This window comes from Photobacterium sp. GB-36 (assembly GCF_003026135.1).
In the GTDB taxonomy this organism is placed as follows: Bacteria; Pseudomonadota; Gammaproteobacteria; order Enterobacterales; family Vibrionaceae; genus Photobacterium.
In genome coordinates this window covers 165641-178086 of the sequence record NZ_PYNY01000006.1, presented here as the reverse complement: position 1 = coordinate 178086, position 12446 = coordinate 165641, and the positions used below count along the sequence as shown (strand labels likewise).

Below are 12446 nucleotides of genomic sequence, written 5' to 3'. Positions count from 1 at the left end.
ACGATAAATATGATTAATCAAAAACCGCGAGATCAATATTACTTGGATGTATTCCAAAAACGCTAAGTTAAAGCTCACCTAATACATCAGATTACATTTTATTTTTTACATCCCGTTACAAAATAAAACGTGAGTTCAAAGCCTTGCTTATAAACTCACCTTTCACATAGGATAAAAGCATACTTTTACAGCTAAATTTAATTAGAACGCTATAGCTAAATATTATTTCAATGTATTAGCAGCACCAAAGACGTATTACTCAAACTTTCGTTTTCAATTTTTATACGTTTGGTGAAATATAAGGGAATAATTATGGCGATTAAATTTCAGTTTTTTACGCTTAACAACGACAGAAAACAATACACTTTTATAGATATGTCATCTTCGACATTTCTGAAAGAGAAAGAAGCATTACTATCTCAAGGCTTTGAAGTGTTAGATGATGTGATTTATGCAGAAACAAGTGAAGAAGCAGTAGAGCACTATAAGTCGAACTTCATCTACGTATTAGAAGAATATAACAAAGCTGATAATCCCTTTTATAGTGTATTACTCATTTTCGAATCTATTCGAGATTACTTTAAGCGTAAGTAATTAAAACAAAACTATTTAGCTAAACTCATCGTATAGATACTTTGTTATTTCAATACGATGAGTTTCTCTTTATGCATATATTGATATTAGGTGGCACAGGTGGCATTGGTTCAGCCTTAATAAAAGCATATCTAAGCCAAGATGCAGTCAATCATATCCATGCGACATACCACAACAGCCATCCAACTATTGAATACCCTCAACTTACTTGGCATCGTACTGATGTCAGCAAAGATTCTGATGTGGCTAAATTATCAGAAACAGTTGGCCAGCTTGATATCGTGATCAATACGGTTGGCATGTTACACAATGGCGATATGATGCCAGAAAAAACGATTACTCAATTTGATAGTGATTTTTTCAATCAAAATATCGCAACGAACGTATTACCTACACTGCTCATCGCTAAGCACTTATCTCCTAAATTAAAATCAAAAACATTGAATTACTTTGTTACTGTTTCGGCAAAAATTGGCAGTATTGAAGACAATCATTTGGGTGGATGGATAAGTTACCGAAGTTCAAAAGCAGCATTAAATATGGCTTTGAAAACCATTAGTATTGAATGGAAAAATAAAAAATTTAATACCTGTGTATTCGCTTTTCACCCCGGCACGACAGACACAGACTTATCAAAGCCTTTTCAACGCAACGTGCCAGAAGGTAATTTACAAACGCCAGAAAAAGTCGCTGCAGCATTAATTAACTTGCTACAGCGACTGAGCTTAAAAGATAATGGAAAATTCTTCAGTTACGATGGCACTGAAATTCCATGGTAGTTAATAAATTATCCATACTAATAAGGAGTGGCCACTACCCACTTTCCTGATTCAAAAGGGGGATGTACTAGTGGCCTTGGTATTGAGCATCTACAGGTCCAAAAGCTGCTGCATAATATGCGGCACCAGCAGAAACGGCACCATAAACAGCATTTTGTATAAAACCGCCATCACCTCCAGCATCCACTCTTGATATTTCATCTACAGTTAAATTATTCCTTCTATATTATAAATACACTACAATCATTTAAAATTATAATATAAAAATATCATACACATTCTCGTTACATTAACGAATAACTCTTTTATGGCAACAAACTTTTGAAATGAACATTGGTATAAACGCTACTATTGATATTAATATTAATTTAGTAAAGAAAGGAAATTTAGAAATTACAATAAAACTTATACAAACAGATGATATTACCATGTAAAAATAATAAGAATTTTTAAACTTTATTTCAGAATTACATTTAGAACACACTACCTTTTTTCGAACAGATAATTTATATAAATCATATATACTTATCGTTTTATTAAAACAGTTAGGACAACTTTTCATTTGTAGTCTCTTCTCCTTATATATCAATAAATAAATTTTCACCTTCATTCCATGACATTGGTTGGAGAACATACCTATTTTCAATCATGAAATCTGAATAAGTATTGTCATCAACCCATGCCCATATTACGTAACCAGAATATTCTAACTTTCCTTTCTCTCTTATTAAGAAAAATTGATCATGAAGAATTGCAGGTTTAACCCAGTTCAAGAAAGAAGATATATTCAAATTACTATTTTTTTAATAGCAACTTCAATCAAAAGACTAATTTAATAACATATTTTTCTTTTCCTATTTGATTCCTATCTAAAAACAATGAATTTCTTTTACTAACAGGGACTTTTATAATCGCGCTCAAGGATTTAAACCATTTAGTTGATTAACTTAAAACTAATATTATCAAGGTATTGAATAATCAAAAGTTATTTATCAAAATGTATCTAAAATATTAGACGCAATTCATAGATAAAATTTTTATTACACCCCTCTTTCAAAAAGCAATAATAAAAACATATCACCAAATAAAAACAGATTTAAAGCACCTTTAACTACCTAAAGGTGCTTTAATACGCAATATTAATATTAAATTTAATATTTATTCTTATTTAATGTTAACCATAAAGCGTCAACATGATATAAAAAACCAGACAAAACACACGCGTCATAAATATGTAATATTTAAATCACAATGATACTATAAAGATAATGGAAAATTCTTCAGTTACGATGGCACTGAAATTCCATGGTAAGGATTAAAAAATCCAGCTATATAAGTAACCTGAACTCATAGCCATGGTTAAAACAACCGCAACAAAAGCAATAATCATTGGTGTTTTAAATATTGATTTCAATAAGATAACTTCTGTTAAACTTGCGCCAGCACTACCAATAATTAATGCCATCACCGCCCCTAATCCCATTCCTTTTGCAGCTAATGCGGCACTTAATGGAATGACAGCTTCTGCACGAATATATAATGGAATACCAATGACAGCCGCTACCGGAATGGCAAATGGATTATTATCACTTGCTATTTTTGCAATGAATTCAGTTGGCATAAAACCATAAATCAATGAACCAATAGCAATACCACCGATTAAGTATGGCAGTACTTTTTTGAAATCTTTCCATGTTGTATTCCAGATTTTTTTCCATTTATTGGTTTCAACTTTCACTCCACCACAGCTTTTAGCACCACATGATGATTCAGGTTCAATATAGGCTTCTGGTTTTACAAAGCGCTCAAAATTGAGCTTTTCTAATAGCACGCCGGCAATAACAGATACACCCATCGCCATCACAAAATAGAATGCCGCAACTTTAATACCAAAGGTTACAACAAATAAGCCAATGATTACGGGGTTAAGCAGTGGACTCGCGAAAAGGAACACCATCATGGTGCCAAAACCCGCTTTAGCTCTGAGTAATCCTTTTAAGAACGGAATTGTCGAACAAGAACAAAACGGAGTAATAGCTGCTAATAATGCAGCAACAACATAACCGTGACCTTTCTTTCCGCTTAATATCCTCTGAATTTTTTCCGGTGGTATATAACTTTGTAACACACCAACCAAAAAGCTAATCAACAAAAACAGTAGCGTTAACTCAGTCGCCAAAAAGAGGAACATCTCTAACGTATCTTTGAACATCACAACACCAATCTATATTTCTAGAATAGTCGAAATATAATTGATCTTTATTGGCTAGATCAAGACATTTCCAGTAATATCGAAATATAAATTTAGTGAGGGTATTAACAATGAATACAGAGATCATTGCTAAGGCATTGAAAGAATTAGGACATCCGACACGATTGATGATTTACAAAACAGTGATTAGAGCGGGTCATCAAGGTATTGCTGTTGGGGGATTACAAGAAAAGCTTTCTGTTCCTGGCTCAACCCTCTCTCATCATATTGCCGGGCTGGCCTCTGCTGGGCTCATTTCACAACGCAGAGAAGGACGAACTTTGTTTTGTGTCGCTGAATATCAGAAGCTGGATTCTGTGATCGCCTATCTACAAGATGAATGTTGTGCAGACGAAAATCAGCAATAAACATGCAGTCAGTGACATTATTTCAATAAAGCGACAACCGTATGACGATGTACATTTGCTTGTGCTGCTAAAGAGCGATACGTTGCACTAAATTGCTGGTTTCCAGCCCCCGAGAGTTGGCTAAGCTTTTCTTCTACTTGCTTAACATCTCCCAGCGACGTGTTTGCCTTCGCATCTGCCATTTGTTTAGCCAATACCGCCTGATAAGCTTTGATATCATCAAGGCTTTGTTGCACTTGCCGTAAATGTTGGTTCACTTTTACTAAAGTATCGCGAATTTGCTCACGGTTATTAAAAGTAAATTGACTATCTTCAATACCTTCTGGCTCAGGCTTAATCGTGAGTGTATTGGCCTGTCCTGCAGGGTATCGATGCCCTTGACCAATAACCTGTACTTTTCCTTCCAACCCTTGAAAGCTTTGCTCATTGGTTCGAAATACAATATCGCCGTTATCTTGTTGCGATGCTCGAAGACCAAAAGGGATTACATGACGATCTATTTGCGAAACTAAGGCTTTATCGCTTAATTTCGCATCCATATTCACAACAACCGTTCCTAACTGTTGAAAGCTTAATTTAATCAGTTCACTGTGCTCTCGCTGACGCTGAACATTCAGACCGGGAACAGAAAATGTACGTGTTATTGGTCTATCAATATTAACTTTAAGCTCTGCATCAATAACACGAAGTCCGTCGCTCTTAGCGTTATTCAATGTGTGTTTTATCGAATCAAGATGATGATTCGCATTGCTTTGAGCTGACGGAGAAACTGCGCGTTGAGCAATAAGCTCAGTACTTAAGATCTTCTTTATGGCTTGTAAGTCACGCCCTACAACGCCTAAAGCTTGTTGTGCTATTTGTACCGATGTTACTTGCTGCTGCCCCTTGGCAAGTAAGGTTTTAGAAACCGTATATCCATCTTGCTGATAGCTTAATTGTTTTAAGTTCGAACCCGCAATTTTCTTGGTATCGATTGTGTCTGCGGCTGACGGAACAATGGCAGCTTGCTTGCTCGCATTAGCAAAATTTATACTCTGAGTTCTGACTTCCGATGTACTTGTCACCATAATTCTTTGCTACCTTACAATCGCTTAAACAATGAAAGGTCGTTAATTTTCATATAGCTTGCCTGTGTAGCCTGAAGCGCAGCCATGTAATTATTTAAACGAACCGATGCTTCACCATAATCCAACGCTTCTAGATCATTGGTTACGGCTTCAACAAATAACTTATTATCACCATGGCTGGTTTCCATTAAATCTAAATTATTATGGCGCCCACCAATATCGGTTACTGCTGCTAATACATTATCATGCGTCGTATCTAGAGTATTTAACGTTGCTTGTAAGGTGTTATTGAGATTTGCTGTCGGGGCTTGTAACTCGGTTATCGCGGCGTCAATCTGATTTAAGATATTATTACCGCCAAGATCGAGCATTTCTTGTGAAGCAAAATTGGCTTCCATCGTAACGCCTTTGGCTACCGTCACTACCCGCTTATCACTATTACCTTCAAAAATATAACCACCAGCAGGTTGTGCTGTAATCGCTGGGACATCACTTTGAGTACCGGAAAAAAGGTAATTACCCTCTTCATCTTGAACATTAAATGAAGACATAAAAGCATCGCGTAAGCTGACTAATTTATTCGCATAACTTTCTCTATCAGCATCTGAGATGGCACCATTTGACGCTAGTAACAACGTATCTCGCATATCTTTTAACGTATCACTTGCAGCCATTAAATGAACTTCTTGCGACGATAACGCGGTTTTCACATTATTAATGTTGTCTTGGTACTGATTTATCGCGCTATTTTCACGATCTAAATTCAATAAGTTAATAGAATCAATTGGGTTATCAGATAATTTGAGTAAGCGCTGACCAGTCGACATCTGCGCTAACACTTCCCCTAAGCCTTGGTTATTCTTTGATAGGCTAGTTAACATTAGCTGGCTAAATTGCGTATCACTGACTCTCATCATTCATCCCTTACAATAATCGTAATACTGAGTCGAACAGTTCATTGGCTGTACTGATCACTTTCATGTTTGCTTGATAAGCATTAGTAAATGTCATTAGGTTTGCCGCTTCTTCATCACTGTTAACCGCACTTAAATTATCTCGTGCTGCATTGGCTTGACTAAATAAGGTTTCTGCGGCTTTTTGATCAACGGCGGCTTGTCGCGTTTCTATTGCCGTTTTACCCACCATAGAAGCAAATGCATCATTCAAGGTCACACTCCCTAACCCTGTGATCGCCATTGGTTTCGTCGACAAATTGATCAAGGCTTGTAACGTATCACTGTTACCCGGTGTCCCATCTGAAGATAATGCCAGCTCAGCCGGTGTGATCGCGGTGATATCAAGGCTGGCCGCTGGTGAATTGGGATCGAATGAAAACAATGCTTGGCCTGGATTACCGTTTAAATCAAAACCCGTCGCGAGTACCTGATTAAATTCGGTTGCTAGGTTTTGTGCCATCTCATCAAGGGCTTGTTGGGTCGGTTTTAAGGTGTCTTTAAGATAGCTATCAAATGCTCCTAACTGCCCTCCTAACTCACCTGTAACTGCAAAGGTTTGCCCAGAAAAATTAATTTCAATATTCTTAATAAACGGCTCATTAACTATCGGAGTCGATTTTAATTGCGCAGCATCACTACCTAAGATCAAGGGCTGACCCGATGCCAGAGTGACTTGTAGGCTACCATCTGGTTGCTGGGTTGAACTGATCTCTACTACTTCAGATAGTTGTTTAATTAATACATCACGTTCATCAATAAGCTGAGAAGGATTACCGCCTGTCGCTTGTGTCTCAACAACGCGATGGTTTATATCAGCAATGTTGTTCATTAAGCTATTAGCATGCTCAATCGACGCCGTGGCCTTGTCACTGATACGTTTACCTTGACCATGTAAAGATTCAGACAAGGTATTAAAGCGACGAGATAACGCTTTAGCTTCATTAATAATTTGCTGGCGATTAGGGGTAGATTCAGGTTTAAGCGTCGCGTCATTTAGCGCCGAATATAAAGAATCAAGACCAGCACTAATGTTAAAGCCCTCGCCACCTAAAAGGCTTTCGAGCATCGTCATATTGTCTAAATTCGCATTGCTTGCTGCTTGTTGACTGGTTGCTGCCCATGTTTGCTTTACAATAAATTGGTCTGAAATACGACGTATGCTGGCAACGTCAACACCACTTCCCGCACTTAATATATCGTTGCCAGCAAGAGCACTCATCATTGCCTGCTGTCGACTAAATCCTGGCGTATTAACATTAGCAACATTATGAGCAGTAACATCAAGCGCCGTTTTATTGGCATTTAACCCTGTTAAACCAATATTAATCATATTCATAGCGATTACTGCTCCTTGTAAGATTGCAATGATTGTTGAAAAGCAGTACACGTTCGAATCGCCAATTGATTGGCCGCTTCATTGTTAACAGGCTTTGGTGTGTCTTGTTTTTCCAGTACTTGATGAGTTAATGCGGCACTATTTTGAACATCATTAAATCCTTGGTTAGGATTTAACTGTTTCATCAACATTTCTTTAATGCCTGTTTGCTGTTGTTTCGCCATTTCAATCGCTAACTGGCCATCATAAAAGTCGCGATAGACGCTCTGTTGTTTACTGGAAAATGGATTATCTTCATCAGCCAAGACATCACTGCTACTTCGCATCTGGCGTAAAACCATTTGTAAAAACATCGCTTCAAATTGCCCTGCAACCACCTCTAAACCTTGCTCATCAGATAGCGAATGTTTGATTTGCTGCAAACCATTATTATCATGGTATAGAACATTATTTTTGTTCATTACGCTGATATTGTCGTCGAACTTCATCTAACTCTCCTAAATCACTACCAGTTCTGCATTCAATGCGCCTGCTTCATGTAGCGCTTGTAGAATAGACATAAGATCATCAGGTGACGCACCTAAGCTGTTCACGGCATTTACGATAGTATTAAGCTCAGTCCCTTCAGGCCAAATGTACATTTGTGCCTCATCTTGGTTGATATCAACTTTAGAATTATTGACTCGCTCTGTTGTACCTTGGCTAAAAGCGTTAGGCTGGCTGATTTGATCACTTTCTGAAATCGTCACGGTAAGGTTACCGTGGCTCACAGCCGCTTCACTCACACGGACATTTTTGCCAACCACAACCGTTCCTGTTCTTGCATTAAATACCACCCGCGCGGCTGTTCTCCCTGTCATCACTTTTAAGTCTTCCAACATCGACATAAAAGTCACCCGCTGTTGTAGGTCTTGCGGCGCACGCATTTCCACTCGACCTTTACTTACCGCAGTCGCCACTTTTGGACCGAAAGTCGCGTTGATTGCACGGGAAATATTTTTCGCGGTGGTAAAACTCGGTTGGCGTAAATTTAACGTGACGATGCTGCTGTTATTAAAGTCCGTCGGTATTTCTCGCTCTAACGTGGCACCATTAGGAATTCGCCCTGTTGTGGGTGTATTGACCGTGATTTTTGAACCACTTTGCCCTTCTGCTTTTACCCCTCCAACGACGACATTCCCCTGTGCAACAGCATAAACTTCACCATCGATACCTCTAAGTGGCGTCAATAATAAAGTACCGCCACGTAGGCTTTTTGCATCACCAATAGAGGAAACAACAACATTAAGCTCTTGACCGGGTCCCGCCATCGCTTCAACGGTGGCTGTCACACTCACTGAAGCGACATTTTTTAGCTTTGGATCGATCCTATCACCAATTTGTACCCCAAACTGACGCAGCATATTGGTGATAGACTGGCTGGTAAATTTCACTTGATTTCGATCTCCTGAGCCATCAAGACCAACCACCAAACCATAACCCACCAGCTGATTTGAGCGTATGCCTTGCACATCCACTAAATCCATCATAGGAACTGCTGTTTTAGCGCTAACGTTAAGTGGCATCCAACCCAACGTTACCCACAAAAAAGACAGGATAAAATAAACTATTTTTTTCATTAGAAAGGCATCCATGGGCTAGTGAAAAATTGCGTTAACCAGCCTGCAGCATTGCTATCAGCCAGTGCGCCTCTGCCAGAATAAGTGATCCTCGCATCACCAATACGTTGAGAAGACACTTGGTTATGACGATTAACATCATCAACCCGAACCACGCCTGTTAAGCGTATGTATTCATCCCCTTGGTTTAGTCGGATCCACTTTTCACCACGGATCATCAGCACGCCATTAGGTAATACTTTATGTACAGTGACAGTGATTGCCCCTTGCAACTTATTGCCTTGAGTGCTGGCAGCAGTACCATCAAAACCACGATCACCGCTAACACTGGCTGAGAGATCATCAAAGGTTTTATTACCTAATGTTGGCGCTGCAAATTCAATAGAGGAAGATTTACCAAACTTGGTATTGGCTTTTTTGCTTGACTGCGTTTGCTCATCCAACTCCACCGTTAATACATCGCCGACCCGATAGGCACGGCGATCTTGAAACAAGGTCATCGAATAATTATGGCGATACAAGCTGCCATGCTTGGCTTCAGGTAAGCTGTAATCAAGATCCGGTGGCGCAAATGCAGCATCATTAGGTTCAGGCGGAATAAACTCTTCACGCACCGCACAACCTGATACAAATGAGAGAAAACATAGCAGCATTAAAAGCGTCTTCATCCTCACTCCTTACACGGCTTGAGCGACAAATTTCAGCATGTCATCAGCGGCAGAAACGACTTTGGCATTCATTTCATAAGCGCGTTGAGTGGTGATCATATCAACCATTTCTTCAACCACTTGCACGTTCGAACCTTCTAGCGCCCCTTGTTTCAAACTGCCTGCGCCATCAGTGCCTGCAATCATCTCTTGCGGCTGACCACTGGCTTGTGTCTCTTTATAAAGGTTACCGCCCACCGCTTCTAAGCCTGCTGGATTAATAAATTTCGCTAAGGTAATTTGCCCTAACTCTTGCGGCTGAGGATCCCCTGCTAGCGTCGCCGTGACAAGGCCATCAACACCAATGGATATCGTATTCGCTTCTTCAGGTATTTGAATTTGCGGTTGAAGTGGCAGACCTTGTCCGTTCACCATTAAGCCTTCAGAGTTAACGTGAAACTGGCCATTACGGCTAAACATCACTTCACCATCGGAATTTTCTATTTGGAAAAAGCCCGATCCCATTACAGCAAGATCCAACTGTTGTTGGGTATTTTGTGAATTCCCTTGCGTAAACACTTTTTGTGTACCGACTACACGCACACCACTACCAAGCTGTACTCCACTCGGTAATTGATTTAACTGATCAACTTGCGCCCCTGGTTGACGTTGAATACTGTAAAACAAATCTTCAAAAACAACACGATCACGCTTAAAACCTACCGTATTAACATTGGCAAGGTTGTTGGAAATCGCAGTCATTTTTGTATCTTGTGCTGCCATTCCTGTTTTACTGACCCAAAGTGCTGAATGCATGATGACTCTCCTTGTAATTATGTTTACCTACGTGATTAACGTGGGTTCATTAAGCGGGTTCCAGCTTGTGCTAAAGTTTCTGCGGTTTTCATCATTCGCACTTGCATTTCAAAGTTACGAGTTAGCGACATCACACTAACCAGCTCATTAATCGCCGACACGTTACTGCCTTCTAAATGCCCAGCCGTCATCGCTACACTCGGGTCTTGAGCAAAGACTTGGTCATTTACTGGATGTAATAAGCCATCACTTTGTTTTTGCAGTTGATTAAACTCCGGATTAACCAACTTTAATTGTCCGACTTCAAGCTTGGCACCACCGCCAGGAGGCACCACAGTCACCACACCTTTATCGCTGATTTCCACATCTTGATGTTCTGGTAGCACTAAGGCTTCCCCTTCTGACATCAATGGAAAACCGTTAACTCGCATCATGCCTTGATCATCAACACGAATGTTGCCAGCACGGGTATAGGCTTCATTACCAGCGACAGTTTGTACGGTAAAAAAGCCATCACCATTAATCGCAATATCCAGTGCGCGCCCTGTTTTGATCACATCCCCTGCATCAAAGCGTGTCGCTGCTGAGTTAGTTACAACCATAGTGCGACCATCAAATCCCGCGCCCTGTAACGGGATACTTTTCACTCGCTCCATATCAGCACGAAAACCTGCTGTGTCAGCATTTGATAAGTTATTTGAACGCACGTGCTGCGCTTTCATCACTCGGCTTGCGCCACTGGTTGCGGTATATAAAAAACTATCCATAACAGCCTCTCACTACACCGCGTTAAAGAGTGATTGCGTTAATTTATCTGACGTCGATATAGTTTTGGCATTCGCTTGATAGTTGCGCTGAGCGGTCATTAGGCTTACCAGTTCACTGGTGAGATCAACATTTGAGCCTTCTAAAGCGCCAGCAACTAATCCACCTAAGGTCCCCGTACTTGGCGCACCATTAACTGGGGCACCCGAGCTGAAGCTTTGGATCCAAGAAGTGCCATTGGTTTTTACCAATCCTTGAGGGTTGGCAAAATCAGCCAGCATCACTTGACCTTGTAACTGAGATTGTCCATTAGTGTAAGTAGCAAACACCATCCCATTATCTTCAACACGCACACCAGCAAGCTCACCCGAGGTATAGCCATTCGGCGCATTGGTACTCACGCCAAAATCCGCACCAAACTGAGTCGTCCCAGCTATATCAATATTGATATTCGCCGCATCCGCACCTGCAGGGTTGAAATTCACAACAAAAGGAGTCGTTGGTGATTGCAATGTACCGTCGGTATTAAAAACAACATTTTGGGTTTGCGTCGGGGTAGCCGCGCCATCAACGACCACATTTACCTGCCACTCATTGGCATTGGTTTTGGTGAAGTACTGTGTAACGGTGTGGGGGTTACCTAAAGAGTCATAAACTTTAGAAGTATAAGAAGAGTTAAAGCTGTCAGTCGCATTAGGGTCGAAAGGATTAATGGCAGGATCAATCACACTAGAACGGGCATCTAAGTTAGCCACAAAAGCAAGCTCATCTGTCGCTTTTGCTGGCAGTGAACCGGTGGTGATTTTTAAATTACCGACTGCGCCAGCTTGTAAATTGTTATTCGCATCAACGGTATAGCCTTGAAGCTTGGCGCCATTATTACTAACAATGTTGTTATCTTTATCAGAACCAAACACGCCTGAGCGGGTATATAAGGTTTGCCCAGTATGATCTTTAGTGACAAAAAATCCGCTTCCCGAAATCGCCAGATCTAACGGTCGACCAGTCCCTGTAATTGAACCTGTTTTATCAAAGTTCTGCGAAATAGCGGCAACTTCAACCCCTCCGGCTTGCATACCATTGTATACCGCTGAAAATTCAGTACGTGACTCCTTAAAACCCGAGGTAGAAACATTGGCAATATTATTACTAATAGTATTTAACTGAACATTGGTTGCGTCTAATCCACTTAATGCGATATCAAAACTCATAACTTCCTCTTCTCTTCATTCCTTGATTACTTTCGTT

Annotated in this window: 14 protein-coding genes; 3 read left to right on the top strand and 11 right to left on the bottom strand. The window is 40.1% G+C overall.

Features of this window, described 5'->3' with window-relative positions:
• Positions 1-312 precede the first annotated feature (312 nt).
• Both C9J46_RS08310 and C9J46_RS08305 read left to right on the top strand, forming a co-directional pair.
• The gene (locus C9J46_RS08310; RefSeq protein WP_105062575.1) at positions 313-594 is read left to right on the top strand and encodes a hypothetical protein; all 282 of its coding nucleotides are present in this window, start codon (positions 313-315) and stop codon (positions 592-594) included.
• Between the two features lie 71 nt (positions 595-665).
• Positions 666-1373 (top strand): SDR family NAD(P)-dependent oxidoreductase, encoded by a 708-nt coding sequence (locus tag C9J46_RS08305; protein ID WP_107290754.1) that lies wholly within the window; start codon positions 666-668, stop codon positions 1371-1373.
• Positions 1374-1951: 578 nt separating this feature from the next.
• On the opposite strand, the gene C9J46_RS21930 is transcribed toward C9J46_RS08305, so the two are convergent.
• Both C9J46_RS21930 and C9J46_RS08295 read right to left on the bottom strand, forming a co-directional pair.
• Positions 1952-2164, bottom strand: a complete 213-nt coding sequence (locus C9J46_RS21930; RefSeq protein WP_107290753.1) for a toxin-activating lysine-acyltransferase — start codon at positions 2162-2164, stop codon at positions 1952-1954.
• 524 nt (positions 2165-2688) lie between these two features.
• The gene (locus C9J46_RS08295) at positions 2689-3585 is read right to left on the bottom strand and encodes a permease (protein WP_107246762.1); all 897 of its coding nucleotides are present in this window, start codon (positions 3583-3585) and stop codon (positions 2689-2691) included.
• A gap of 110 nt (positions 3586-3695) precedes the next feature.
• Between C9J46_RS08295 and C9J46_RS08290 the strand changes: the two genes are divergently transcribed.
• A complete protein-coding gene (locus C9J46_RS08290; RefSeq protein ID WP_107246763.1) occupies positions 3696-3992 on the top strand; it encodes a helix-turn-helix transcriptional regulator in 297 nt (98 codons plus the stop codon).
• 17 nt (positions 3993-4009) lie between these two features.
• On the opposite strand, the gene C9J46_RS08285 is transcribed toward C9J46_RS08290, so the two are convergent.
• Genes C9J46_RS08285 through flgE form a run of 9 tightly spaced genes read right to left on the bottom strand, consistent with a single transcriptional unit; the run spans position 4010 to position 12409 of the window.
• The gene (locus tag C9J46_RS08285) at positions 4010-5059 is read right to left on the bottom strand and encodes a flagellin (RefSeq protein ID WP_107208357.1); all 1050 of its coding nucleotides are present in this window, start codon (positions 5057-5059) and stop codon (positions 4010-4012) included.
• Between the two features lie 14 nt (positions 5060-5073).
• Positions 5074-5973, bottom strand: a complete 900-nt coding sequence (gene flgL / locus C9J46_RS08280) for a flagellar hook-associated protein FlgL (protein WP_107208356.1) — start codon at positions 5971-5973, stop codon at positions 5074-5076.
• Positions 5974-5983: 10 nt separating this feature from the next.
• Positions 5984-7351, bottom strand: coding sequence for a flagellar hook-associated protein FlgK (gene flgK / locus C9J46_RS08275; RefSeq protein WP_107208355.1), 1368 nt, complete (start codon positions 7349-7351; stop codon positions 5984-5986).
• 5 nt (positions 7352-7356) lie between these two features.
• Positions 7357-7839 carry a rod-binding protein gene (locus C9J46_RS08270; RefSeq protein ID WP_107287752.1) on the bottom strand — a complete coding sequence of 161 codons (483 nt, stop codon included), beginning with the start codon at positions 7837-7839 and terminating at the stop codon, positions 7357-7359.
• 9 nt (positions 7840-7848) lie between these two features.
• Positions 7849-8970 (bottom strand): flagellar basal body P-ring protein FlgI, encoded by a 1122-nt coding sequence (locus C9J46_RS08265; protein WP_107290752.1) that lies wholly within the window; start codon positions 8968-8970, stop codon positions 7849-7851.
• Positions 8970-9638, bottom strand: a complete 669-nt coding sequence (flgH, locus tag C9J46_RS08260; RefSeq protein WP_005364296.1) for a flagellar basal body L-ring protein FlgH — start codon at positions 9636-9638, stop codon at positions 8970-8972. The genes C9J46_RS08265 and flgH overlap by 1 nt, the downstream gene beginning before the upstream one ends.
• A 9-nt stretch (positions 9639-9647) precedes the next feature.
• The gene (gene flgG, locus C9J46_RS08255; RefSeq protein ID WP_107290751.1) at positions 9648-10433 is read right to left on the bottom strand and encodes a flagellar basal-body rod protein FlgG; all 786 of its coding nucleotides are present in this window, start codon (positions 10431-10433) and stop codon (positions 9648-9650) included.
• Between the two features lie 35 nt (positions 10434-10468).
• On the bottom strand, positions 10469-11200 hold the full coding sequence (locus tag C9J46_RS08250) for a flagellar basal body rod protein FlgF (RefSeq protein ID WP_107246772.1): 732 nt from the start codon (positions 11198-11200) through the stop codon (positions 10469-10471).
• A 12-nt stretch (positions 11201-11212) separates the two neighbouring features.
• Positions 11213-12409 carry a flagellar hook protein FlgE gene (gene flgE, locus C9J46_RS08245; protein WP_107246773.1) on the bottom strand — a complete coding sequence of 399 codons (1197 nt, stop codon included), beginning with the start codon at positions 12407-12409 and terminating at the stop codon, positions 11213-11215.
• Between the last annotated feature and the right edge of the window lie 37 nt (positions 12410-12446).